The 23,824-nt window shown below is 62.6% G+C and carries 22 protein-coding genes; 11 read left to right on the top strand and 11 right to left on the bottom strand.

What is annotated here, in order from left to right; genetic code table 11:
* Positions 1-6: 6 nt before the first annotated feature.
* A complete protein-coding gene (locus tag F562_RS0104870) occupies positions 7-2,337 on the bottom strand; it encodes a molybdopterin cofactor-binding domain-containing protein (RefSeq protein ID WP_018155811.1) in 2,331 nt (776 codons plus the stop codon).
* A 234-nt stretch (positions 2,338-2,571) separates the two neighbouring features.
* Here F562_RS0104870 and F562_RS0104865 point away from each other — a divergent pair, with 234 nt between their 5' ends.
* The 3 genes from F562_RS0104865 (at position 2,572) to F562_RS0104855 (ending at position 6,569) form a co-directional block, all read left to right on the top strand.
* Positions 2,572-3,786 (top strand): PucR family transcriptional regulator, encoded by a 1,215-nt coding sequence (locus F562_RS0104865; RefSeq protein ID WP_018155810.1) that lies wholly within the window; start codon positions 2,572-2,574, stop codon positions 3,784-3,786.
* A gap of 114 nt (positions 3,787-3,900) precedes the next feature.
* Complete coding sequence (locus tag F562_RS0104860; protein WP_026181007.1) at positions 3,901-4,788, top strand: hypothetical protein; 888 nt, start codon at positions 3,901-3,903, stop codon at positions 4,786-4,788.
* Positions 4,788-6,569, top strand: a complete 1,782-nt coding sequence (locus tag F562_RS0104855; protein WP_018155808.1) for a GMC family oxidoreductase N-terminal domain-containing protein — start codon at positions 4,788-4,790, stop codon at positions 6,567-6,569. Before F562_RS0104860 ends, F562_RS0104855 begins: the two co-directional genes overlap by 1 nt.
* 87 nt (positions 6,570-6,656) lie before the next feature.
* On the opposite strand, the gene F562_RS0104850 is transcribed toward F562_RS0104855, so the two are convergent.
* Positions 6,657-6,851, bottom strand: coding sequence for a CsbD family protein (locus tag F562_RS0104850; protein ID WP_018155807.1), 195 nt, complete (start codon positions 6,849-6,851; stop codon positions 6,657-6,659).
* A gap of 149 nt (positions 6,852-7,000) precedes the next feature.
* Here F562_RS0104850 and F562_RS0104845 point away from each other — a divergent pair, with 149 nt between their 5' ends.
* Positions 7,001-8,383 carry an MFS transporter gene (locus F562_RS0104845; RefSeq protein ID WP_026181006.1) on the top strand — a complete coding sequence of 461 codons (1,383 nt, stop codon included), beginning with the start codon at positions 7,001-7,003 and terminating at the stop codon, positions 8,381-8,383.
* Positions 8,384-8,520: 137 nt separating this feature from the next.
* A complete protein-coding gene (locus tag F562_RS0104840; RefSeq protein ID WP_018155805.1) occupies positions 8,521-8,880 on the top strand; it encodes an RNA polymerase-binding protein RbpA in 360 nt (119 codons plus the stop codon).
* Positions 8,881-8,965: 85 nt separating this feature from the next.
* Here F562_RS0104840 and F562_RS0104835 read toward each other — a convergent pair whose 3' ends face one another.
* The 3 genes from F562_RS0104835 to lnt are packed head-to-tail and all read right to left on the bottom strand — an operon-like array spanning position 8,966 to position 11,973.
* Positions 8,966-9,517, bottom strand: a complete 552-nt coding sequence (locus F562_RS0104835; protein WP_018155804.1) for an FxsA family protein — start codon at positions 9,515-9,517, stop codon at positions 8,966-8,968.
* Positions 9,518-9,539: 22 nt separating this feature from the next.
* Positions 9,540-10,382, bottom strand: coding sequence for a polyprenol monophosphomannose synthase (locus F562_RS0104830; protein WP_018155803.1), 843 nt, complete (start codon positions 10,380-10,382; stop codon positions 9,540-9,542).
* A complete protein-coding gene (lnt, locus tag F562_RS18100; protein WP_018155802.1) occupies positions 10,369-11,973 on the bottom strand; it encodes an apolipoprotein N-acyltransferase in 1,605 nt (534 codons plus the stop codon). The genes F562_RS0104830 and lnt overlap by 14 nt, the downstream gene beginning before the upstream one ends.
* A gap of 303 nt (positions 11,974-12,276) precedes the next feature.
* Here lnt and ybaK point away from each other — a divergent pair, with 303 nt between their 5' ends.
* Together ybaK and F562_RS0104815 are read left to right on the top strand one after the other, a co-directional pair.
* Positions 12,277-12,771, top strand: a complete 495-nt coding sequence (gene ybaK / locus F562_RS0104820; RefSeq protein WP_018155801.1) for a Cys-tRNA(Pro) deacylase — start codon at positions 12,277-12,279, stop codon at positions 12,769-12,771.
* A 10-nt stretch (positions 12,772-12,781) separates the two neighbouring features.
* On the top strand, positions 12,782-13,666 hold the full coding sequence (locus F562_RS0104815; protein ID WP_018155800.1) for an SCO6745 family protein: 885 nt from the start codon (positions 12,782-12,784) through the stop codon (positions 13,664-13,666).
* A gap of 21 nt (positions 13,667-13,687) precedes the next feature.
* Here F562_RS0104815 and F562_RS0104810 read toward each other — a convergent pair whose 3' ends face one another.
* On the bottom strand, positions 13,688-14,134 hold the full coding sequence (locus tag F562_RS0104810; protein WP_018155799.1) for an Lrp/AsnC family transcriptional regulator: 447 nt from the start codon (positions 14,132-14,134) through the stop codon (positions 13,688-13,690).
* A 76-nt stretch (positions 14,135-14,210) separates the two neighbouring features.
* On the opposite strand from F562_RS0104810, the gene F562_RS0104805 reads away from it, so the two are divergent.
* On the top strand, positions 14,211-15,146 hold the full coding sequence (locus F562_RS0104805; RefSeq protein WP_040385246.1) for a 5'-3' exonuclease: 936 nt from the start codon (positions 14,211-14,213) through the stop codon (positions 15,144-15,146).
* A gap of 17 nt (positions 15,147-15,163) precedes the next feature.
* Positions 15,164-15,829, top strand: a complete 666-nt coding sequence (locus F562_RS0104800) for an MBL fold metallo-hydrolase (RefSeq protein WP_018155797.1) — start codon at positions 15,164-15,166, stop codon at positions 15,827-15,829.
* Positions 15,830-15,888: 59 nt separating this feature from the next.
* Here F562_RS0104800 and F562_RS0104795 read toward each other — a convergent pair whose 3' ends face one another.
* From F562_RS0104795 to uvrB, 3 genes are all read right to left on the bottom strand, one after another.
* A complete protein-coding gene (locus F562_RS0104795; protein ID WP_026181003.1) occupies positions 15,889-16,905 on the bottom strand; it encodes a TerC family protein in 1,017 nt (338 codons plus the stop codon).
* 116 nt (positions 16,906-17,021) lie between these two features.
* Positions 17,022-17,348: a DUF3817 domain-containing protein gene (locus F562_RS0104790; RefSeq protein ID WP_018155795.1), complete on the bottom strand. Its 327-nt coding sequence runs from the start codon at positions 17,346-17,348 to the stop codon at positions 17,022-17,024.
* Between the two features lie 52 nt (positions 17,349-17,400).
* Complete coding sequence (gene uvrB, locus F562_RS0104785) at positions 17,401-19,506, bottom strand: excinuclease ABC subunit UvrB (protein WP_018155794.1); 2,106 nt, start codon at positions 19,504-19,506, stop codon at positions 17,401-17,403.
* Between the two features lie 214 nt (positions 19,507-19,720).
* Between uvrB and F562_RS0104780 the strand changes: the two genes are divergently transcribed.
* Positions 19,721-20,980: a mechanosensitive ion channel gene (locus F562_RS0104780; RefSeq protein WP_018155793.1), complete on the top strand. Its 1,260-nt coding sequence runs from the start codon at positions 19,721-19,723 to the stop codon at positions 20,978-20,980.
* Between the two features lie 66 nt (positions 20,981-21,046).
* On the opposite strand, the gene F562_RS0104775 is transcribed toward F562_RS0104780, so the two are convergent.
* Positions 21,047-21,958 (bottom strand): siderophore-interacting protein, encoded by a 912-nt coding sequence (locus tag F562_RS0104775; RefSeq protein ID WP_018155792.1) that lies wholly within the window; start codon positions 21,956-21,958, stop codon positions 21,047-21,049.
* A 47-nt stretch (positions 21,959-22,005) separates the two neighbouring features.
* Positions 22,006-23,055, bottom strand: a complete 1,050-nt coding sequence (gene coaE / locus F562_RS18095; RefSeq protein WP_211206432.1) for a dephospho-CoA kinase — start codon at positions 23,053-23,055, stop codon at positions 22,006-22,008.
* Positions 23,056-23,074: 19 nt separating this feature from the next.
* On the opposite strand from coaE, the gene F562_RS0104765 reads away from it, so the two are divergent.
* Positions 23,075-23,824 (top strand): SDR family NAD(P)-dependent oxidoreductase, encoded by a 750-nt coding sequence (locus F562_RS0104765; protein ID WP_018155790.1) that lies wholly within the window; start codon positions 23,075-23,077, stop codon positions 23,822-23,824.

Genomic DNA, 23,824 nt, shown 5'->3' with positions numbered 1-23,824 from the left:
GCTTCCTCAGTAGGTGAACTGCAGGCCGTCGGTGGGCGCCGCGGGTACGGATGGCGTGAACGACTTCGGCTCGAAGTGCAGTTCATCTCGGAAATTGATCGGGAACTCGGTCGGCATCTTGCCGACCGCACGGCCGTAGGCACAGGCTGTGGCAGCCATCGATGCGGCGACTCCAGCCTCCCCGACACCTCCGGGGTTCTTGCTCCCCGAGTCGACGATCTCGCAGTTGAACTCGAACGGGGTGTTCCACTGGCGGGCGTAGGCCGAGTTATCCCAGCTCGCCTCCAGGAAGTGTCCGTCCTTGAGGTGGTTGCTGTAGGTCAGCGCCTGACCCATACCGTCCATGAATCCGCCCATCATCTGGGCCTTGACGCCCAATGGGTTGATGCACAGACCGACATCCGCTGCGACGTACGCCTTGGTCACACGCGGACCGGTCACGGCATCGCGCACCTTCCGGTTGACCGTCTCCGGCCGGCAGTCGATCTCGACAAGGACGGCGGTCGCACCTTTGTACTCCTTGTGGACCGCAATACCCTGCGCCGTTCCGGCCGGCATCGACCGTCCCCAATCGCCCATCTCGGCAACTTTTTCGAGGACACCGCGCACGACCTTGCTCTTCGCGTGGCGGAGGCGGAACTGCAGTGGGTCCTGTCTTAGTCGCTTGGCGATCTGATCCACGATCAGCTCGTTGGCACAGCGAACATCGGGCGAGTAGATGTTTCGTACCGAACTGGTGTTGAACCGTTTGAAGTCGAAGTTCGTTTCGTTCAGCAACTGGGTGACGACACCAAAGTTGTACGGGATCTCCTGGGTGAGTAGGAAGATCGTCTGCGAGAACGCCAGGTTGGCAAGGCCAGTCGGCAGGGCCGCGACCTGCGCGGTCAGCCGGTCACCTAGACCGTGCGTGAAGTCGGTACTCACACTGGTGTGTCGTTGTTCGAAGGTCACCACGGTTCCGAGCAGGACCGAGGCGCGCACCCGCGACGTAGTCATGGGGTGCACCCGACCCTGGCGTGGCTCGTCAGCTCGGTGCCACATCAACTTCACGGGCGCACCGAAAGCCTTCGATGCTTGTGCGGCTTCGACCGCAGCGTCACTGAAGAGCTTGCGACCGAACGAGCCGCCGCCCTCGACCACGTTCACCGTGACATTGAGCTTCGAGGTACCGATAGCCTCGGCGACCCGGCCCTGGGTGTCTTGAGGCGACTTTAGCGAGCCCCAAATGGTTGCTTTGCCACCTTTGACGTCGGCAATGGCGCAGTTGGGTTCGAGCGGTGAACCACTGCGGAAGTGGAAGGTGAACTCGCCCTCGACACTGATCGCACCAAGCTTGGGCGCGACAAGCGGCAACTCAGCCTTGCGGATCTCGTTGCGGATGTCGTCGGCGTCCTTGCCAGGAACGGTTCCTGCGGTCCAGGTGACCGATGCCTTCCGGATGGCCTCAATGCACTGGCCGAAGGTCTTGGCGCGGATGGCCACCCCGGTAGGGATGATCTCAACGTGAGTCACGCCCGGCATCTTGAGAAGCTCGGCCTTGTTGCCGATCGACTTGGGCTTACCGTTCAGATCAGGAGCGCGCACGAGCATGGTGGGCAGCGCGTTCGGAACCTTCAGGTCCATGGCGAACTTCTTTTCGCCCGTGACCGCCGCGCGAGCGTCCTTGCGCTTCTGCGGAGTGCCGACGACCTTGAGCTTGGCGGACGGCTTGAGCTCGACGTCCTCCTTCTCGATCTTGTCGGTGCCTGCCTTGGCCGCAGCCTCACCGAAGGTCACCGACCCGACACCGGGAAGTTCGATAACGCCCAACTTGACGACCAACTGGTTGATGTTGCCGCCGAGCAGCACCGCTGCCGCCTTGAGCAGTCGCTTCCGGGCGATCGCCGACGCCACCCGGAGCGGGGTGTACATCGAGATCATCGAGTTCGAGCCGCCAGTCAACTGGTTGAACAGCAGTTCTGGGCGTGCTGGTGCCAGCGTCACGTGAACGCGGTCAAGTGGCAGATCGAGTTCGTCAGCAATCACCATCGCCATTGAGGTCGTCAGGCCCTGGCCGACTTCCGAGCGCGGCAGCGCGAAATGCGCGTCACCCTTCTCATCGATCTTGATCGCGATCAACTGCGACGTCGGAAGCGCGCAGTGCGTCAGGAAGTCGTTCAGATCGTAAAGTTCGGGGATTTGGGGCACTGAGGGGATCGGGATGATCGCTTCGGCCTCAGTAGCACCGACGGTCATGTCGGCCGCCACGGCGAGTCCGGCACCGCCCATGACGTACCCCACGAAAGTGCGCCGCTTGACTTGCGCTCCCGTGGCCTCAACTTGGTTGCTGTCACCCATGCTCGGGTACTCCTCTCGGCGGGACTGGCAGATGCGCCCCGCGTTCCACGATCGACCGGGGATGACGATCGTCCCCTTACCGTGGCGGAACCTTGGACCGATGCCAAGGACCGACGCCATAGTCTGTGAGTTTCGTCATACAGCACTAGGCGGGCGCACAACCCAAGTTCAGAGGACCGTAAGGCGACGGTGCGATATTCACACCTACCCATTACCTCGTCGTAACCTGGTCGCATGCCTGGTCTGCCACCTGGCGCTCTCAGCCCTCGCTCCTGGCCCGATCCCACCCCCGTCACTCGCGAGCTGACCGAGCGCCTTCTCCCCCGCGCCGAGGAGCTCGGCGTTGTCCTGCGTGACGCCCTTCTCGAGAAGTCGGCGGCTTACCTCGGCACCGATCTTGTGCCGCCTGACGAACTGATGCGTTCGTGCCGCGACAACATGGTGCGTTCGCTGCAGACCTTGTCGGGCCAGATCCCTACCGACTCCGACCCGTTCGATGCGGCCTATGCGACCGCTCGCGGGCGAGCCGAGGCGGGCTTTCCGCTCGAGGACCTGCTCCAGGCCTATCGCATCGGCGCCGAGGTGATCTGGTCTGCGATCTTGGCCGAATCTCGCCAGCGCGTCCCTGACAGCATCGATGATCTCCTCGATAGCGCCGCGCAGGTCATGCACCTCATCGACCTGATGTCGGTCGCCGCGGCCGACGCCTATCGAACGCGTGAGTTGGAGCTGAAGAGACGTCACACCGAACGGCGTCAGGCCATCCTCGACGGGTTGCTCGAGGGCAGGGCGGCCGACCCGGAGTTCGCCGCCGAGGCCGTACAGGTCCTTGGCCTGAGCGATCAGGCCAGACTCGTCATCGTCGTGGTCCGCCACCTCGAGGCGCACTCTCATCCGCCAGACTCCCCCGCCGACGGCCTGGCTCTCAGCGGGCTCGCTTCAGAGTGGCGTCTCCGCGCTGATCACGAAGTGGGACTCGTCACGCTCAATGACGCGCCGATGTCGCTGCTCCTCAAGCGACTCCGAGCATCAGTCAAGGGGTGGGTCGGCGTGTCCGACCCGTTCGTCGGGCTGGCCGACATCGCCACCGAGTTCCGGATGGCACAGATGGTGTTGGCCAGCCTTCCGGAGGAGACCCCGACGGTTGCCACCTTCGCCGATCGGCTTCCAGAAGTGCTCATTACCGGCAATCGTCCAGTTGCTGTGCGCATTCGGGAGCGTGCTTTCGGGCCGCTTTTGGGCCTACCGGCCGACAAGCGAGATCCCCTTCTCGAGACGATCGATCGCTGGTTCAAGAACAATAGATCAACGTCCGACACGGCCGCTGAGATGCATTGCCATCGCAACACGATTGTCTACCGCCTCAACCGGATCGAAGAACTCACGGGGTGTCGGTTGGACAACGCTCGCGACCAGTTGTTGCTGCGCCTCGCGCTGATGGTGCGCTAATCGGCTCCACCCTGATGCCAGGCAGTGGCGTGACCAAGGATGTCTGTGCATGTGGCCGATGCCACATTCCTGCGAACAGTGGCAGGCTCGGGGCACTCTCGTTCGGAGGTACTTATGGACACACCCCTAGCTCGTCGCACATTTCTGGCCAGCGTGGGAGTGCTCGGAGCACTCACCGCGACCAGTACCAGCGCCCCGACTGCACAGGCGCTTGCCAATGCACAACAAGCACAATCTGCGGGTCTCGTTCTCGACCTGGTGAAGAAGTTGCTCGCAGAGATCGGCCGCGATGTCTACAAAGGTCTCGCGGTATTCGTCGTTCCCGGTGAGGACGCCTATTCCAGGGCCCAGGGAACCGAGAGCACGGGCCCAGGAGGGCTCGACACTCGGACGCCGGACTTCCTGATCGAGTCCCTGGACAACTACGTGCCACTGCCTGATCAACTAGCCACCCCGCTGGCTCAGGCATTGGCCACCGGCCTCGGCGACATCGGAATTAAGATTCCCGGTCTGCCGAATCTTCCGCTCATCGATTTGTCTTCCCTAGACAAAGTGCTGAAGTGGTTGTTGCGCAATGACGAAACGATCCCGCTCTCTACGTTGATCGCCCTGCTGCTCAACACCCAGGCAGTTCGGGTCGACCCCTCGTCCGCGGTCGGAGTCTTCCAGTCGCCCTTCTCCCGCCTGTCGTTCGAGAAGAAGGCCCAGGTCTTTGAACTGCTCGAAGGCCCGGACTCCAACCTCGTCAAGATGATCGACAGCAAATTGCCTGAGCCCGTTCGTGGTTCGGTCTCTGGGCTCCTGCAGTTCGTCTCTGGCGCACTCCTGGAGTTCTCGGCGTTCGGCACCTTTAGCGAGTGGACGACGTTCGACGCCGACAAACTCGGCGTAACGTCTCGGCCCGTTGGTTGGGATCTCGCCAAGTACGACGCAGGAAGCGTCGACGGTTGGAATGAGTTGAAGGGCTACTACCAGGATCGCAAGAAAGTGAGTGACCGCTGATGCGTGATGTCATTATCATCGGAGCAGGTGGCGGTGGAGGGGTAGTCGCCAAAGAACTAGCCGCCCAGGGCCTTGATATTTTGGTTATTGAAGGCGGACCCAGGCACGCGAAGCCGCGTGAGCAGTGGAGTCGCCTCGAGAACGATGCCAATAACCCGATTGATGGATATTTGCGGGTTGGTCCAGAGAACCGCAATAAGCCAGCGGCCTACCGCGAACTGGCACAGAACTCGTTTCTTTGGCAGGTTTCCGGAGTGGGCGGCACCACCCAGCATTATTTTGGGAACAGCCCGCGCGCCTATCCTGGCGTGTTCGAGGGGTACAAGGGTGACGACGCCGACATGTACGACGTTGACCACCGGTTCCCTTTCTCGTACGAGGAAATGGTCCCGTACTTCGAATGGGTGGAGACAACTCTTCCCGTTCAGACTGCGGCGGTCGGAACCAAAGAGTCGGTCTACCTGCGGGGTTGCGAGACGCTCGGCATTCCTGTGCAGACCACCAAGACGACTCTCGAGGCGTCCTATCGCCCCCAGGAAAATGCCATCCTGCAGCCGTCGGGCAATGCTGGCAAGACATCCGACAAGAACCTTCTGAAATATCCGCAGGCGAAGGGCTGCACATTCTGTGGTCACTGCTTCCAGGGCTGCGCAAGTCCGGACAAGGCACCACGCAACCAGGTCGCAAAACGCTCGACGGACAACAGTTATGTGCCGATGGCGCTGACTGCTGAGTCCTGGACGTCGGGCGGCAAGGCCATCGAGTTGATCACGGACGCCTCGGTCACCAAGCTGCGTACTGAGAAGCGTGACGGTGACTTGACGATCACCGGCGTGACCTGGTTGGAAAACGAATCTGGCGCAGAGCACAGCGAGGATGCCAAGGTCGTGGTGCTGGCCGGCGGTTGTGTGGAGAACCCGAGGTTGTGGTTCAACAGTGGTCTCCCCAACCCCAATGACTGGGTTGGTCGCGGCTTCACCGACCACTTCCTGGACTGGACCTTCGGAGTCTTTGACGAGAACGTGGGCAGTTCCAAGGGACCGGCGTCCGCAGCCCGGTGCGACTACCCCGGCTACGGAATGAACATGAACGTCGGCCTGATGCCCGGCATCGAGGCCTTCACGATGACGTTCTCCGACAGCGGTATTCGCGGGCAGTACAAGAACGGTCGAGGTATGACCGGACCGTGGGACGGCTCGACCGGCCGGCTGATCGGCCCGGAGTTGAAGGAAGTCCTCGGCCAGGGCGTTGACCACATCCTCAACGTGGTGAGCATCGTTGACGACGATGTCGCGGCCAACAACCGCGTCAGCCTGTCGGCGCTTCCTGCGGATGACAATGGTGCCGTTCCCAAGGTCCGATTGAGCAACCGTGAGCGGACGCCACGCAGCGTCCGCAACCGTGAGTTCCTGGCCAAGGAAGCGGCCCGTCTACTCAAGGGAGCGGGGGCCAAGAAGGTCTACCGGATGGACTTCCCGGCGCTTCCGCTGCACGTGCACTCCACGATGCGGATGGGCTCCTCTGACACCAACTCGGTGATCGACGAGTCTGGTGAAACCAGGGCGGTCAAGGGATTGTTTATCGGCGACAGCTCGGCCCTGCCGAATGCGGTAGGTGGACCGAACCCCACCCTGACGCTCCAGGCGTTGGCCACCCGGACCAGCGAAAAGATCTTCCAGAAGTACTTCGGCGGAGATCCCTGGGTTCGCAACGGCTCACCGGTGATTTCCACCGATGACCGCATCAGCAAACGCCTCCTCGAGCTGGGGCTCACCGTGTGAGATCCACCGTCTGAGGACAGTGGTCAGATCACACGACGAAGCCGGTTGGGAAATTCCCAACCGGCTTCGTCGTGTTGTGCTTGCGGACTACTTGTCGAAGGCGTCCTTGGCCTTGTTGACGGCGTCCTTGCCGCTTTCGCCCGCCTGGCGGACGTTGGCTTCGGCCTGCTCGCTCTTGCCCTCTGCAACCTGTGACTTGTCGCCACGCGCGTTACCGACGGCTTCCTCGGCCTTGCCCTTGGCCTCTTGGCCCTTGTTGCGCAACTTGTCCAAGAATCCCATGTCTACTCCTTTAGATGTGTCCATCGATTCGCTTCTGTTCCACCCTTGCTGTTTCAGAAGACAGATGCAAGCCGGGGCCTAGCACGTCGACACGTCACAAACGACGCGAAGGCCATGCCATAGTGCGCGCGCTGTGCCATGGTGTGCTCGTGACCGAGGCCGCTGCCCCCGAAATCCCCCTGGCATCTCGTCGTCAATTCCAACGGAGTTGGTTTTGGTATGACTGGGCCAATTCTGCTTATGTGACGACGGTTGCGACGGTCCTGATGGCGCCCTACCTGACGGCGATCGCCAAGGAAGCCGCCTGTCCTGGACTTGCCGAGAATGCCCAGTGTGATGCCACCTTGTCGGTCCTGGGGATTCCAATTGCGCCGGGATCACTGGCCCCCTATACGACGACGGTCGCGACGATCGTGTCAGCCATCGTGCTGATCTTCACGGGCGCGATCGTCGACCGAACCAGCCAGCCCACCCGGCTTCTCGGCGGCTTTGCCTGGCTCGGATCCGCGGCTGCCTGCGGAATGTTCTTTGTGCAAGGAACCAACTGGCAGCTCGGGGTCGCACTCATCATCCTGGCCACCGTGTCCCTGGGCTCGTCGTTGGTGGTCTATGACGCGCTGCTGGTACGAATCTCCACCCCCGATGAACGCGATGGCGTCTCCAGCCGTGGATGGGCCATGGGCTACCTCGGCGGCGGAATCCTGCTAGCCATCAACCTCGTGGTGGTCTCGATGTATGAGACCTTCGGCATGTCCAAGGGCATGTCCGTTCGGGTGAGTTTGCTGTCAGCGGGCCTGTGGTGGGCCATCTTCACCCTGATCCCCTACCTCGGCCTCCGGAAGGTCAAAGGCACGCAGGTCACGCCAGTAGACGCCAAGGCTGGCGTGGTCGGTGGGAGCCTGCGCCAGTTGCAGGCGACCTTCCGTGAACTGCGCCTCTACCCCCAAACACTGCTGTTCCTGGTCGCTTACCTCTTTTTCAATGACGGCATCCAGACCGTCATCGCCAGCGCCAGCCTCTACGGCGACCAGGAACTCGGTTTTGGTGAGAGTCAACTCATCGTGACGGTGCTTCTCGTGCAATTTGTTGCGGTCGGCGGCGCCTTGCTCTTTGGCCGGATGGCTGCCGTTCATGGCGCCAAGAAGATGATCCTGTCGGGACTCGGACTATGGATGGCGGTCGTCGTGGTCGCGTTCTTCATGCCCGCGCAACAATTTGGACTCTGGCTCGTCCTCGCCGTGGGCATCGGCATCGTGCTCGGCGGTACGCAGGCCTTGGCACGATCCCTGTTCAGTCAGTTGATTCCGCGGGGGCGCGAAGGAGAGTTCTTCAGCCTGTACCAAGCGATGGAACGTGGTACCAGTTGGTCAGGAGCGCTGATCTTTGGGCTCGTGTACCAATTCGCTGGATCCTATCGACTCTCTATTGTTGCCTTGATCCTCTTCTTTGGTGTTGGCGGTTACCTGCTGTTTCGCTGTAACATCCGCGAAGGAATCCGGCAGGCGGGGAACGACGTACCTGCGGTTGTGTGACGTAAATCATGCAACGTGGAGGGGTATGTGGACGTCATATCTCGCGGGTGCCGGAACATGACGGGCTTGATTGTCGTTAGACCACACAGACAGCTGTGGCATGACCAGTCACGGCCCGGCGACGACTAGGAGATGACATGGCAGAGCGTTCATTGCGGGGGACGAACCTCAGCACGCTGTCCCTGGAGACCGACGACGGGGTGACGCTTTCCGACCGGCGGCTCACCCGCTATGCGTGCTCCGAGGGTCACACGACTGAACTTCCGTTCTCCGTCGAGGCCGACGTCCCCTCGTTGTGGGAATGCCGTTGCGGCCGCGAGGCCCAGTTGGTAGATGGCCCTGAGCCGGAGCGCAAGCCGGTAAAGCCGCAGCGCACGCACTGGGACATGTTGCTTGAGCGGCGCTCGGTTCCTGAGCTGGAAGAGCTACTCGAGGAACGATTGACCTGGCTGCGTGAGCAGCGCGGCGAGAAGCCTCGTCGCAAGCGCAGCGCTTGACAGTTCGTTGATCACGCCGAGAGGCCCCGCCACCATAAAAATGGTGTCGGGGCCTTTTGCTGTGCGCATCACCGGCGCACGGGCATCAGTCAGTCGGCTTGTCCACGATCTTGCCCTCGAGGGCGGCCGGCGGGACCTGCTCGTAGGCCTGCGGCTGCGCCTGGGCGCGAGGTGAAGTTTCCCCTTGAACGACGTCACCGAATGGTGATCCACCAGCCCCGTGGTGGACGCGGACGCCCATAGTGCGCAACAACGTTCGAGATGCCGCGACACCCACCAGCCGACGCAGCCACGTCCGGGTGAGCGGCACGAGCAGCAGCAGTCCTAGGACGCTGCTGAGAATGCCGGGAAAGATCAAGAGGACCCCAGCAAGCACGACGAATGCCGTATCCCCCGCGGTGCGTTCGGGCGCTTCGCCGGTTCGCCGCATGGTCTGAATATCCCGCCACGAGCGGCGCGTGTTGGTGCTGATGACCACGACGCCGAGGGCCGAAAGCCCTAGCAGGACGACGACGGTCCACCATCCGATGAACTGGAATAACCCGATCACCACGACGACCTCGGCGAGGAGGAACAAGGGCGGGATCAAACGCCATCTGCGCCCGGCGCGGGCAGGCTGAGCAGCAGGCTGGGTCATGATGCGTTCACTCCTGGTGGATTCACGGTAGCGAAGACTTGGTGTTTCGCCGTCGTCTGATAGAACGCACAGCCCCATCGGCGATGTTCCGTACCTGCTCAGCGCGATAGCCGATGCCCCATCCAGTGATCCGGACGAGTGACTCCCGAGCAACCTCAGGATTCATTTTGGACTCACCGATTTCCCGCTCCACGAAGGTGATCGGGACCTCCCGGACCCGCAACCCGCCGCGGGTCGCCCGCCAGGTGAGGTCGGTCTGGAAGCAGTAGCCCGTCGAACTGACCGAGTCCAGTCCGATGTGATGCAGGGCAGTCGCGCGGTACACCCGATAGCCAGCGGTCGCATCATTGACCGGCATGCTCAAGAGAACCTTGATGTACAGATTTCCGCCGCGGCTAAGCAACTGTCGGTGCATCGGCCAGTTGACCACCGAGCCGCCCGGAACATAACGAGAGCCAATGACGACATCCGCGTCTTCGGCAGCCCTCAGCATGGTCGGCAGCACGGTTGGCGGATGGGACCCATCGGCGTCGATCTCGACCAGGAGTTCGTACCCGCGCTGCAGGCCCCAGTCGAAGCCAGCGAGGTATGCCGCGCCGAGACCGGCCTTTTCCGTTCGGTGCAGCACCGATACGTGCGGATCCGCTGCGGCCAGTTGGTCAGCGACGTCCCCCGTGCCGTCCGGGGAGTTGTCATCCAGGACCAGAACATCCGCAGCCGGAACAGCGGCCCGGACCTTCTGGATGAGCAATGGCAGGTTGTCACGCTCGTTGTAGGTCGGGACGAGCACCAGCGTTCGACGATCTGGAACGCGCTCCTCGGAGCGCGCGGCGGCGATCGTGGGCTCCTCGTCACGCGTCGTCATTGTCGTCCTTCGAATCGTGGGTCTGCGGTCGTGCCAAATCACGATCCTGGGTCGGCACTGTACCCGCGCGACGCCCTCGCTCTCGATTCCAGGCCAGCACGATGGCTATCGCGGCTACGGCACACCACCCCAGTTCGGGGATGCGACCGACCCGCGTGGCCAGGGTGGTCGCAGTGCGTAGCGGCACATCGCCGACCATCGCCTTCGCCGTGAACAGTTCAGATTGTTGATGGGTCGCGCCGTCGGGGGTGATGAGGGCGCTCTCCCCCACCGTCGACACGTGCACGATGCTGCGGCCATGTTCGATGGCACGAAGTCGTGAGATCGCTAGTTGCTGCACTGACTCGTCGGAGTAGCCGAACGTGGCGTTATTGGTCTGCACCACCAGCAACTGGGCGCCGCCCTTGACTGGATCGCGGGTGAGGTCGTCGTACGCGACCTCGAAGCAGATGATGGGGGCGATCCGCACCGTGCCCTTGCTGGTCGGTACCTCCATGAGCCCCACGGTGTCGCCGGCAGCGAAGTCTGCAGTGACGAGGTCGACCTTGTCGCTGAAAAACCGGAAGAATGACCTATAGGGGATGTACTCGGCAAACGGCGCCGGCCGCTGCTTGACGTACCTGTCAGTGATGCCTTGGCCGGGTTGATAGAGCAGCGAGGTGTTGCTGACGTTCGGGGACGGCTCTTGGAGCACCGCCCCCACCAACGTGGGTACGCCGACCGCTTCTACGGCGGACTCGATCGCCAGTCCCGCACTGGGGTCCCTCGTAGGGTCGATGTCGGAGGAGTTCTCTGGCCACAGCACGACTTCGGGCTGTGGAAGTGCACCCGTCTTGACGCGGCGCGCGACGCTCCGGGTCAGCGCCAGGTGATTGTTGAGCACGGCTCGTCGCTGTGCGTTGAACTCTAGGCCCGCCTGCGGGACATTGCCCTGAATCCCAGCCACCGTCAATGCCTCACCATCGGTCGGGGTCGGCCACGGAATACTGATGAGAAGCATCAGTGCGGCTGCTGCAACAGCCATGGTGACCGTGCGCAGGCGCACCGCCGGCGCGGCGTCTCGGCGGGCCAGCAGGTATTGCCCGAGCAGTGCCACGGCACCTGCGATGACGGCGACGGCATAGGTCACCCCAGGGGCACCGGCCAGCGATGCGAGATGAACGAGCGGACCGTCTGTCTGCGAGAAAGCGACCCGCGCCCATGGAAAGCCACCAAACGGCACACTTGAGCGCACCGCCTCCATAGCCACCCACGCTGCGGCCCCGACGAAGACTCGCACGCCCCCTCGCTGGAGGACGGCAAGTGCCATCCCAAGGAAACCGATATAGACGGCCGAGGCCGTCGCCAGGGCAAACCAGGGAAAGGCGCCGACGTAGATTCCGCTCCAACTGAGTGTGGGAATGAACGTCGCCAGGCCCATCACCATGCCCAAGACAAAGCCTCGGCGCTTCTGGTGCCCCTCGGGCAGGCTGGCCGTCACCAGGGCGAACAAGGCGATTCCCACGAACGCTAACGGCCACCAGTCGTAGCCAGGTTGCGCCAGCCATAAAGCCAACCCCGCCGCAACTGCGAGAAGGAGCCGGATCACCATCGGGCCAGCGTAGGCAGACCGATGGGCCCTCGCACCGTTGGGGCCAGTGACCGAGCCGTCCGCTCGGGCCACTGTTTTCTACTAGGTATGAGGGCCCATCGTCTGAGGCATCGACTGATTGCGAGCCGAGCACCCGAGGAACACTACTCGGCACATATTTGCTGTCAACCGGCCGCTGACCTGCAGGTTTGTGCGTTTTCGCAGGTCAGCGAGGTGTTGCAGGAGGGGAAGAACTCGGGCCGCTCGTGAGGGAAAACACACCACCGTTTCGGAGCGTGGCACGATCGCCACCGGAGGTTGACCTTGGCACGCAGATCACGCGCAAACACTTCACCTGCGACACAGGCGCTCGCACGGGCAGAGATCCACTACACCGAACGGCGCTATGACCATGACCCAGCGGTCACGGACTACGGAGCCGAGGCAGCCCGCAAGCTCGACGTCGATCCGGCACGCATCTTCAAGACACTTCTCGTCGATGACGGTTCCGACCTGGCGGTGGCCGTCGTCCCCGTGACGAGGTTCCTCGACGTCAAGGCCATGGCGGTGACCTTGGGTGTCAAACGGGTCGCGATGGCCACACCCGATGATGCCGAGAAAGCCACGGGCTACATCGTCGGCGCGATCAGTCCGATCGGACAGCGAAGGCGCCTACGGACCGTCATCGACGATTCAGCGACGATGTGTGACACCGTGCTCATCAGCGGCGGGCGACGCGGACTCGACCTGGAGCTCGCGCCTGATGACCTCGTCATCTTGGCGTCCGCGCGAACCGCAGCGATCGCCCGCACTTCTTGAGGAGTAATGAATGACCCTGCCACTTCAGCACGATGACGGCGCCCGCAAGCTGGCGCGCGCGGCGTACGAGACCCTCGAGCCGCTGCACGTCATTGCCTACTTCAGCCCGCATCTCACTGAGATCACCAAGTCGGCTGGCCTGAACTGGAAGGCGGGCTATGTGGGTGCTCGTGGTGGGCCGTTGGGCGCCACCCCTGATGCGGTCGTGACGTCCTGTTTCTTCAACTTCTCCCCCGCCGTAATCAGTGCAGGCTGGGACGGCGCGGTGGCCCACGGGCTGAGCGCGGTCATGGAGTTGCGCGAGCAAGCCGTCGACAAGTCGGTTCGGGAGGCGCTCGGAGCGTCCATCGATGATCCCGAAATCGCGAAGGTGGCGGCCGGCCTTCGACAGATCGCCCAAGCCCAAAGTTATGTCGGTCGCCCGCTCGCCTCTGCGTGGAGCAGTGTCGCGTGGCCGGAGCAGCCGCACCTTGCGCTATGGCACGCCACCAGCGTTCTGCGGGAGTGGCGGGGCGACGCGCATATCGCCGTTCTTACTCAGGCTGGGCTGGAGCCGCTTGAGGCGTTGGTCTTCCACGAGGCCACCCATCCAGACCCCACTGTCCGCAAGCGTGGGATGGGCCGCGCGGCCTCCATGCGTACCCGCGGATGGAGCGAGGATGAGTGGGCATCGACCGCCGACCGCCTGGCGACACGCGGGATTCTGACCAGTGCCGACGGCAAGGAAACGCTCACGGCCGCCGGAGGCGAACTCTACGACGCCATTGAACTCGCTACCGACGATGCAGCGGTGTGGCGTGACGCCGAAGGCGCGACCGAGTTGCTCGAACGTGTGCGGCCCTACGTCAAGAAGGTCATTGACGCCGGGATCCTGCCAGGAACGGGCAAGAACTGACGCGACTCCGTGAGGGGACGCTCAGGTGTCAGTGATTGCCGAGCGGTCCTCCCACGGAGTGCTCAACACCACGGTTGTGCGCGTCGTAACATTGCTGGCCGCACGGATGCGCGCCAACAGGTCTTCCAGCGCCAACGGTGAGGCGACCCGGACGAGCAGGACGTAACTCTCCTCGCCCGCGACCGAGTAGCACGAGACGATCTGGTGCAGGTGACGGAGTCGGTCTGGGACATCGTCGGGTGCTGCCGGGTCGAAGGGCGTGACCGAGATGAGCGCGGTCAAAGCAAGCTCGGTCTCGGAGTGGTCCACCTGCGCGCGATAACCGCGGATGACGCCCCGCTCCTCCAGTCGGCGAACCCGCTGGTGAACTGCTGACGTCGACAGGCCGGTTTGCTTTCCAAGATCGGTAAAGCTCATCCGGCCGTCTTCAGCCAGCAGCTGCACGATGCGCCTGTCCAACGGTTCCATGGCTGAACCCTATGTGCTCGGTTCGCTGGCCGTACGGATTCAGCGGAGCACTGCGCAAAGTGGAAGCATGGGGCCCATGACAACGCGTCGGTTAATGCTGTTGGACTCCGCCTCCCTCTATTTTCGGGCGTTCTATGGCGTCCCGGACCGGCGTACATCGGCGTCCGAGCCACCTAACAATGCACTGCGTGGATTCATCGACATGGTCGCGACACTGATCACCACGTACCAACCCACCAACATGGTGGCGTGCTGGGACAACGACTGGCGTCCCGCCTTCCGCGTTGAGGCGATCCCCTCCTATAAGGCGCATCGAGTCGTCGAAGGTGCGGACGTCGAAGAGGACTCGCCCGAAGAACTCACCCCGCAGGTTCCGGTCATCGTTGCGGTACTTGAAGCTGCCGGAATCACTCGCGTTGGCGCCGACGGCTATGAAGCCGACGATGTGATCGGCACCCTCGCTCATCGTGCGCATGGCGACGCCATCGTCGATATCGTCACGGGTGATCGTGACCTCTTCCAGCTCGCCGACGACGAGCAGAGCGTTCGGGTTTTGTACACGGCGCGGGGTGGAGTACGCGATCCGGACATCGTTGATCAATCCTGGTTGGCCGCGAAGTACGGAATTCCGACCGGGCGTGCCTATGCCGAGATGGCCATGCTTCGCGGAGACACCAGCGATGGACTGCCTGGTGTCTCCGGAGTTGGGGACAAGACCGCAGCGAAGCTGATCACCACCTACGGCGACTTGGCGAGCCTGCGAGCGGCCATCGACGGCGGCGACCCGCGGATCAAGGGCGCGCAGCGCACCCGACTCGAGGCGGCCAGTGATTACCTCGACGTTGCTCCGAAAGTCGTCAACGTGGCACTCGACGTTCCCGTCCCAGCGGACCTCAACACCGCGTTGCCCACCACCATTCCTGATCGAGGACGACTAGAGCAGATAGCGCGGACCTACGACGCAGCTAACCCGATCGAACGCTTGGTCGGCATCTTGGAATCGGCACGATGATTGAAAGGAAATAACCCATGGACTATAACGGCGCGGTGACCCCAGGCGGCCCGGCACAGGTACGCGAACTTGATGGCCTCACCATCCGCAAGCTGGCGGTCTCCGATATGAGCAACAACGTATATCTGCTGACGTGTACCAGCAGCGGCGCCCAGCTTCTCATCGATGCAGCCGATGACGCCGCGCGGATCGTGGAGTTGGTCCATGAAGGCACCGGCACACTCGATGCCATCGCGACAAGTCACCAACACTGGGATCACGTTCGCGCGTTGGCCGAGGTTGCCGAACAGACGGGTGCCACGACGTACGCAGGCCGCGACGATGCGCAGGCCCTTCCGATCGATCCCGATCATGTTCTCGACCACGGGGACTCGCTGACTTTCGGCGAGATCACGCTCGAGGTCGTGGGGGTACGCGGCCACACCCCAGGCGGCATCGCCCTTGCCTGGACGGCACCCGATGGCAGCACCCATCTCTTCACCGGTGACAGCCTCTTCCCCGGCGGAGTCGGCGCCACCACCCACTACGACTACCAGTCCTTCGACCAGCTCATCGACGACGTCGAGCAACGCATCTTCGGTGCGTACGACGACCGCACCTGGTTCTATCCGGGCCACGGCGACGATGGCACCCTCGCAACGCAGCGGCCACATCTGGGCGACTGGCGCTCGCGCGGCTGGTAGTCACCTGACGTCAAGAAGGGGCAGCCAGGCACCAGCCTGACTGCCCCTTCTTTCACGAGTTATGACGGCAGGTACTTGTTCTGCTCATCTCGTCGCGTTTTGATGAGGCTAGCGATCGCAGTGATCGCCAAGATCCCGATGATCACCGTCAACGACAACCAGATCGGGATCTCCGGAACCCCCTCGAGCTTCTCGCCCTCATTGATGAACGGCAAGTTGTTCTCATGCAACGCATGCAAAATCAACTTCACCCCGATAAACGCCAACAAAATCGACAACCCCAACGACAGGTACACCAACTTCTGCAACAACCCACCGATCAAGAAGTACAACTGCCGCAAACCCATCAACGCGAAAATATTCGCCATCAACACCAAGAACGGATCCTGCGTCAAACCAAAGATCGCCGGAATCGAGTCCAACGCGAACAACAGATCGGTTGTGCCCAGCGCCAAAATCACCAAGAACATCGGGGTATAGACCCGCGACCCGTTCTCCATCACCCGCGACTTCGTCCCATGATCCCACGAATCCGTGAACGGCAACCGGTTCTTCGCGAACTGCACCACCTTGTTATCGCCCGCGTCCTCATCATCCTCATGCGCGGCGTACTCCTTGGCCAACTTCACTGCGGTGTAGATCAAGAAGGCGCCAAAGATGTAGAAAATCCACGCCGCCGAATTAATCGCCTGCGCACCCACCAAAATGAAGATCGCCCGCAAAATCAGCGCGATCACGATCCCCACCAACAACGCATACTGCTGATACTGCCGCGGAACGTTCAACTTCGCCATAATGATGATGAAGACGAACAAGTTATCGATCGACAGCGAATACTCCGTCAACCACCCGGCGAAATACTCACCACCCAGTTGCGACCCAGCATCGATGAAAACGTAGATCCCGAACGCCACCGCCAAGGAGACATACAACCCCAGCGCAAGACCAGTCTCCTTGTTGCTCGGCACATGCGGACGGCGCCCCAGCACCACGACATCAAAAATCAGCAACGCGACCATGACACCAACACACAGGCCAATGACCCACAGTGGTGCGAACGAATGGGCTAAAGCCACGGTTGGAACCTTCCTTACGGACGGGAATGACACGGGCGGCGCGGGTGGGCTCGAAAGCCGAGATAGACGCGACTGCGCCAGTCTGCCAGACCCCCCGGGGTGCTCAGTCCACCTGACTACACCTCGGACCGACGGCCTAGAAGTCCGCGGCGGTCGGCCCACACCTCAAAGATCGCCGTGCAGAAGGGCGGGATCGAACTCGCCAGTGCGGCGACTGTCACCGCGCCGGTCCATCGGAAGTGACGCGCGGCCCACAGGGTGACGAGCAGATACACCACGAAGATGCCGCCATGGATCGGGCCGAAGATCTTGACTCCCGCTTCGCCAGTTTCCGTGACGTACTTGAAGAACATCCCGATCAGCAGACCTAGCCAACTGAGGGCCTCGGCGAAGGCCACCACCCGGAAGACGGTCCGGTGCAGTGACGTGGTCCGTGCGCTCATGGCACCAGCCTAGATCGCCTACGACACGCTGTCGTACCGCCCCCGGTGCGGGCTACCGGTTGGCTTCCTGCATCTGGCGGAGCTCCTTCTTGAGGTCGCCCAATTCGTCACGCAGACGCGCGGCCAACTCGAAATGTAGGTCAGCAGCGGCCTGATGCATCTGCTCGGTGAGTTGGTGAATCAAGCCAGCCAGATCGGCGGCTGCTGGCTGATCGGTCAGGTGTCCAGAAGCGACCGCGGCATCGGCCTGAACCTGGCCCGACCCACGACTGGATTTACCCCGCGACTGGGTTCGGCCCGACCCCATCAGCGCATCGGTGTCAGCCTCCTCACGCTGCAGCATGTCGGTGATGTCAGCGATCTTCTTGCGCAGCGGCGTCGGATCAATGCCGTGCTCGGCGTTGTACGCCAACTGCTTGACCCGTCGCCGATTGGTCTCGTCAATCGCTTGCTGCATGGAGGGTGTCATGGAGTCGGCGTACATATGCACCTGTCCTGAGACGTTACGAGCTGCCCGCCCAATCGTCTGGATCAGCGAACGCGCTGAGCGCAGGAAGCCTTCCTTATCTGCGTCGAGAATGGACACCAAGGACACCTCGGGAAGATCGAGGCCCTCTCGGAGCAAGTTGATTCCCACCAGAACATCAAAGGTCCCCTGTCGGAGTTCACGCAGCAGTTCCACGCGTCGCAAGGTGTCGACCTCCGAATGGAGGTAACGCACCCGGACGTCCTTCTCCAACAGATAATCGGTGAGGTCCTCCGACATCTTCTTGGTCAGTGTCGTCACCAGGACACGTTCGTTGCGCTCGGCGCGGGCGTGGATCTCGTGCAGGAGGTCATCAATTTGACCCTTAGTTGGCTTCAGCACCACTTCGGGATCGATCAGGCCGGTCGGACGAATGACCTGCTCGACGTAACCGTCGGACTTGGCCATCTCGTAGTCGCCGGGGGTCGCCGACAGATAGACGGTCTGTCCAATGCGCTCCAGGAACTCCTCCCACTTCAGCGGGCGGTTATCCATCGCTGACGGCAGCCGGAATCCGTGGTCAACCAGGGTGCGCTTGCGGGACATGTCGCCTTCGTACATCGCGCCGATCTGAGACACGGTTTGGTGTGACTCATCAATGACCAGCAGGAAGTCCTCTGGAAAATAGTCCAGCAGGCAGTTGGGTGCCGTCCCCCGGCCGCGGCCATCGATATGCATCGAGTAGTTCTCGATACCCGAGCATGCACCCACTTGGCGCATCATCTCGATGTCATAGGTGGTGCGCATCCGCAATCGCTGAGCCTCAAGCAACTTGCCCTGCTTTTCGAAGGTCGCCAGCTGCTGCGCCAACTCCTCCTCGATGCCGCCAATCGCGCGTTCCATCCGTTCTGGTCCGGCGACGTAGTGCGAGGCCGGGAAGACATACATCTCCTGCTCTTCGTGCACCACCTCCCCGCTTAACGGGTGCAGGGTATAGATGCGTTCGACCTCGTCGCCGAAGAACTCGATGCGCAGCGCGAGCTCTTCGTAGACCGGGATGATCTCGACCGTGTCGCCACGGACCCGGAAGGTGCCGCGGGTGAACGCCAGGTCGTTGCGGGTGTATTGCATCTGGACGAACTTGCGCAGCAGATCGTCGCGATCGAGCTGCTGTCCCACGCGAAGCCGCACCATGCGTTCGACGTATTCCTGCGGGGTCCCTAGGCCGTAGATGCACGACACCGACGCGACGACCACCACATCACGACGGGTCAGGAGGGAGTTCGTGGCGCTGTGCCGCAGGCGCTCCACCTCGTCGTTGATCGAGGAGTCCTTCTCGATATAGGTGTCGGTCTGCGGGACGTACGCCTCGGGCTGGTAGTAGTCGTAATAAGAGACGAAGTACTCGACGGCGTTGTTCGGCAGCAACTCCTTGAACTCATTGGCCAACTGTGCGGCCAATGTCTTGTTGGGCGCCATGATCAGGGTGGGGCGCTGAACCTGCTCGATCAGCCAGGCGGTCGTTGCGGACTTTCCGGTACCCGTCGCGCCGAGCAGGACGACGTCCTGTTCGCCGTCGTTGACGCGACGGGTGAGCTCGGCGATCGCGGTCGGTTGGTCACCACTCGGCTGAAAATCCGAGACCACGTTGAACGGGGCAACCCGACGCTGAAGGTCGGTCGTAGGACGCATGCCCTCACGCTAGTCCGAGCCACCGACAGGCCCTGCGGTGACTGCGCGACCGTACTCGTGAGTCAACTCATCTAACACCTTCAACAGACGCGGAATACCGGGCGATTTTCCCCTGAGACCAATCGTGGAAGGGCATCCTGGCCTTTGACCTCATCGCCATTCCACGCCAAGGTGGAGGCGTTTGCGCATTCTTCAACCACCTGGGAGCACACTCATGAGAGCGGAACCGTTCTGGGAGAACTTTGATTGGGCTTCGACCCTGCAGCAGGTCATTGCCGCTACCGTCATCCTCCTCATCACCTGGATTCTGGCGAAGGTCGTCAAGTCAGTCTTTGCCAAGTTGGTCGACAAGGTCGGCTTCTTGCAGAAGGCCGGAAGCGACGGCCAGAGCCTGGGCACTTCACTTGGCGCAATCGCTGCGCTGTTGATCTGGATGTTCGGTCTGATCGCGGTCCTCAGCGTCTTCAAGTTGACTGCTGTCCTCACCCCGATCCAGTCCATGCTCGATGGCGTCGCCAACTTCCTGCCGAACCTCATCGGCGCCGGATTGGTCTTCGTTGTCGGTGCGCTGCTGGCGAAGGTCGTGCGCGATTTGTTGCGTACCGCCCTCGGCACCGTGCCGTTCGACAAGTGGTTGCAGAAGGGCAACAAGGCCGCTTCTGCCGTGGAGCACGAGGCTCGTGGCCAGCAGGCAACGGAGCAGTCGTCCAGCGTTGGTGGCCAGTATGCCGCCGCTGCCGAGCAGTCCCCTGGCGCTAAGATCGCCAACCTCATCGCCACTGTCGCCTACGCGCTGATCATGATTGTGGTCGCTATCTCGGCACTGCAGATCTTGGGTATCAAGTCCATCTCGGAGCCTGCCGAAAGCATGCTGACCATGATGTTCGAGGCGCTGCCGGCCATCATTGCCGCCGCGATCATGCTCGCAATCGGCGCGGTCATCGCTAAGTTTGCGGCCGACATCTTGGCTGAGGTCCTCTCGAGTCTGAACATCGACGGCTCTCTCCAGAAGATGGAGGTCCTCCCCGAGGGGAAGTCGGCCGTCCCTGGAGTCGTCAAGGCCATTCAGGTCGCGATCATGCTCTTCTTCGGTGTCATGGCGGCGCAGTCGCTGGGCTTTCCGCAGATCACCCGGTTCCTCACCGAGGTGCTGTCGCTTGGTGGGCGCGTGCTGTTCGGCGCGGCCATCATCGGTGCTGGCGTTTTCATCGCCAACCTGCTGGCCAAACTCGTGGGTGCTGACAGCCCGGCTGGTGTCATCGTGAAGTACGGCACCGTTGTGCTCTTCGCCGCGATGGGCTTGAAGTACATGGGTATCGCTGACTCGATCATCGAACTCGGCTTTGGCGCACTGGTCGTGGGCGGCGCACTTGCAGCAGCCCTGGCCTTTGGTCTTGGCGGCCGCGACGCGGCAGCCAAGCAGTTGGAGCGTCTTGGCGACAAGACCACGAACAAGTCGGACTCGAACTCCTGAGTTCACGCTCGTTCCGTTGATGCGAGCCCCCTCCCGCCGTCGGTGGGAGGGGGCTCGCGTCTCGGGTCACGCCTCGCTCATGCCTTCTCGCCAATAGCCCATGAATGCGACGGCCGTCCGCGGCACGGCAAAATCGCGCACGAGGAGGCGACGAAGCGCCTTGACCACCGATGACTCCCCCGCGATCCAGGCGGCGAGCGGCGGAACTTCCTCGCCTCGCTCGCTCGACACCTCCCAATAGATGTCGTCCTCGCCGTCGAAGTAGACCGTGGAATCGCCCTCCGACGAGCCGACGATCGGATGGTTCTCGAGCCAAGTCCGCACGATCGGTGTCTGAGCTGCGCCCCGCGCGCCATTTCGGACCACCCACTCGACCCGAACGCTCGCCGGCGCCTGAACACTTTGGATGCTGGCGGCATGTTCGACCTCGATGACTGCCAGCCCGCGCGCCTGCGCCGGTAGCTGTTCCAGAATGGCCGAAACCGCGGGAATCGCGGTGTCATCGCCGGCAATCAAGAGGTCTGTCTTGCTGGCCAAATCGACCGGAAATTCCAGTCCGCCGTGCGGCCCGGGATGCGCGGCGTGCGGACCGAGGAGCAACACCTGATCCCCCGGCTGCGCCCGGCGAGCAAACGCCGAGGCCGGGCCGAGGTCGCCATGGTCGACGAGATCGATGTCGACCTCGTGCTCGGCTGGGCGTACGAAGCGCGTGGTGTAGGTCCGCATCGGTGCACGCCGTTCCTCGGGCATGGCGCGCCACTGCGAATACCAGTCCGCGCCGCGAGGAACATCGTCCAGGCTGCCCACGATCGGTGGGAGGAAGAGTTTGATGCGTTGGTCAAAGCCAGGGTCGGCAAACTGATCGAGACTGGCGCCCGAGAAGGTGATGCGAATCATGTGGGGCGTGATCCGAGTTGTGCGCACTACTTCCGCGGTGAAGATCTCGAAGGGGCGCGTGGCGGTAACAGCTTGCGACATGAGGACAGGCTAAGTGAGGTTTCCCTTACCACGCAGGAGGGGTCCGCCTATGCCCGACGCAAAAGCACCGTGGCCGCCTGCCCTGGATCAGCGCTGTCATAACTGCAGGAGGGCGCGGCACCCTCGGAGGAGGCTCGCGCCACGAACCCTGACCAGAGCATCGCCTCCTGGAAGCCGCTGCTCCGCCTCGCGTCCGCGTCTCCCACGAGGAGTTCGATCGCGATGCCAGGGACGCCTCCGGAAAGCACCCGACGTGAACTCCGGACCGTGTCCACCTGCGGCCACAGCCCGGCCCTCACGAGGTTTCCGCGCAGACGCTTCTCAAGTCGGGTGCCGCTGCTGGCCGCCAACTCGACGGGGACCGCGTCGGCGTCCTCGGCCGGAGTGCGGGCGCGCAGGTTGACATTGAACGGGGCGAGTCGCTGGGCCCAAAGGCGGTCCACCTCTGACTGCAAGGACTCCATCGCGCTCTCGTTCGGTAGCCAGACGTCGGCTGCTGCGCGCCGTTCGGCATCCGTCGCCTGCGCGGCAATGCGCGCCTGCGCATCTTGCTCGCTCATGCCGCGATCCCGGATGAGGCGTGCCAGTCGGACCTTTTCGCCTACCGCCACGATGACCGTGAGGTGGTACTCCGCAGATCGGTCGAGCTCGACCAGAAGTGGCATGTCGTGGACCACCACGGCATCCGCCGGAGCGGAATTGAACCGGCGATCAGTCTCGGCAAGAATTCGCGGATGCAGGATCGCGTTGAGTTCGGCTCGCGCATCATCGTCGCCAAACACGATCCGGCCCAAGGCTGGACGGTCAAGAGAGCCGTCGGTGGCCAGGATGCGCGGACCAAAGTGCTGCGCGACCAAACGCAAACCTTCCGTACCAGGCTCGACAACCTCACGCGCCAGCAGATCTGCGTCGATGATCACCGCCCCCAAGTCCTTGAGTCGACGGGCGACCGTCGACTTTCCAGACCCGATGCCGCCGGACAGACCGACTTTCAACACGGTGGGTACCCCGGTTCCTTGTTCCCTGATGCCACAGCCCGACACTAGCGCGCGAGCGCTCGCAGGAATCCGCACACAGCCATAGCCAGTCGATGGCATGAGTGACATGCTGCGTTGTATGGGACGACGCATCGTGATTACCGGCGGAGGCACTGGTATTGGACTCGCCATCGCCCGACGCTTCCTCGTGGAGAGCCCGTCGATTGTTCTCGTCGGGCGGCGAGGACACGTGTTGGACGAAGCGGCCGCCGAGTTGCGTTCGCTCGAAGCAGAGGTCGACATCGAGACGCACGCGTGCGACCTCACTGATCCTGATGAAGTGCAGTGGCTCAGCGACGCACTTCATCACGGGCCCATGGTCGATGTCCTGGTCGCCAACGCGGGCGGCAACTATGGACTCGGTGCCGACTCATTAGCGCACACCGCGCAGGCATGGCGCGCAGACTTCGACGGCAACGTCCTGTCTGCGGTGCTCTTGACCCAGTCATTGCTGCACCACTTCACCCGCCCCGGAGGCCGGATCATTGCGATGTCTTCGATCGCGGCCCTGCGCGGTTCAGGCTCGTACGGCGCGGCGAAGGCTGCGGTGAATGCCTGGGCGCTCAGCCTTGCCGGTGAGCTCGCACCGAGCGGGATCACCGTGAACGCGGTGGCACCTGGCTTCGTACCGGACACCGAGTTTTGGGCCCAGCGGATTGCGAACGATCCTGGAATTCCGGCCAACCGGACTGCGGCTATTCCGGTGGGACGTCCGGGCACGCCCGCAGAGGTCGCGGAGGCCGTCGCCTATCTCGCCTCGCCCGAGGCGGGCTGGACGACCGGGCAGATCCTCCAGGTCAACGGTGGGACCCTGTTCGGCCGAGGGTGA

The sequence above is a fragment of the Demetria terragena DSM 11295 genome (assembly GCF_000376825.1).
Classification (GTDB): Bacteria; Actinomycetota; Actinomycetes; order Actinomycetales; family Dermatophilaceae; genus Demetria; species Demetria terragena.
The sequence above is the reverse complement of the archived record's forward strand: the minus strand, read 5'-3'. Positions and strand labels throughout refer to the sequence as shown.

What these genes read in the sequence shown, in the direction of transcription:
- F562_RS0104765 (WP_018155790.1), top strand. Translation starts at nt 23,075, where the DNA reads ATGGGACGACGCATCGTGATTACCGGCGGAGGCACTGGTATTGGACTC.
- F562_RS0104830 (WP_018155803.1), bottom strand. Translation starts at nt 10,382, where the DNA reads ATGACGACGCGTGACGAGGAGCCCACGATCGCCGCCGCGCGCTCCGAG.
- F562_RS0104860 (WP_026181007.1), top strand. Translation starts at nt 3,901, where the DNA reads ATGGACACACCCCTAGCTCGTCGCACATTTCTGGCCAGCGTGGGAGTG.
- lnt (WP_018155802.1), bottom strand. Translation starts at nt 11,973, where the DNA reads ATGGTGATCCGGCTCCTTCTCGCAGTTGCGGCGGGGTTGGCTTTATGG.
- F562_RS0104850 (WP_018155807.1), bottom strand. Translation starts at nt 6,851, where the DNA reads ATGGGATTCTTGGACAAGTTGCGCAACAAGGGCCAAGAGGCCAAGGGC.
- F562_RS0104800 (WP_018155797.1), top strand. Translation starts at nt 15,164, where the DNA reads ATGGACTATAACGGCGCGGTGACCCCAGGCGGCCCGGCACAGGTACGC.
- coaE (WP_211206432.1), bottom strand. Translation starts at nt 23,055, where the DNA reads ATGCCATCGACTGGCTATGGCTGTGTGCGGATTCCTGCGAGCGCTCGC.
- F562_RS0104780 (WP_018155793.1), top strand. Translation starts at nt 19,721, where the DNA reads ATGAGAGCGGAACCGTTCTGGGAGAACTTTGATTGGGCTTCGACCCTG.
- F562_RS0104805 (WP_040385246.1), top strand. Translation starts at nt 14,211, where the DNA reads ATGACAACGCGTCGGTTAATGCTGTTGGACTCCGCCTCCCTCTATTTT.
- F562_RS0104870 (WP_018155811.1), bottom strand. Translation starts at nt 2,337, where the DNA reads ATGGGTGACAGCAACCAAGTTGAGGCCACGGGAGCGCAAGTCAAGCGG.
- F562_RS0104790 (WP_018155795.1), bottom strand. Translation starts at nt 17,348, where the DNA reads ATGAGCGCACGGACCACGTCACTGCACCGGACCGTCTTCCGGGTGGTG.
- uvrB (WP_018155794.1), bottom strand. Translation starts at nt 19,506, where the DNA reads ATGCGTCCTACGACCGACCTTCAGCGTCGGGTTGCCCCGTTCAACGTG.
- F562_RS0104810 (WP_018155799.1), bottom strand. Translation starts at nt 14,134, where the DNA reads ATGGAACCGTTGGACAGGCGCATCGTGCAGCTGCTGGCTGAAGACGGC.
- F562_RS0104840 (WP_018155805.1), top strand. Translation starts at nt 8,521, where the DNA reads ATGGCAGAGCGTTCATTGCGGGGGACGAACCTCAGCACGCTGTCCCTG.
- F562_RS0104775 (WP_018155792.1), bottom strand. Translation starts at nt 21,958, where the DNA reads ATGTCGCAAGCTGTTACCGCCACGCGCCCCTTCGAGATCTTCACCGCG.
- F562_RS0104865 (WP_018155810.1), top strand. Translation starts at nt 2,572, where the DNA reads ATGCCTGGTCTGCCACCTGGCGCTCTCAGCCCTCGCTCCTGGCCCGAT.
- F562_RS0104815 (WP_018155800.1), top strand. Translation starts at nt 12,782, where the DNA reads ATGACCCTGCCACTTCAGCACGATGACGGCGCCCGCAAGCTGGCGCGC.
- F562_RS0104855 (WP_018155808.1), top strand. Translation starts at nt 4,788, where the DNA reads ATGCGTGATGTCATTATCATCGGAGCAGGTGGCGGTGGAGGGGTAGTC.
- F562_RS0104835 (WP_018155804.1), bottom strand. Translation starts at nt 9,517, where the DNA reads ATGACCCAGCCTGCTGCTCAGCCTGCCCGCGCCGGGCGCAGATGGCGT.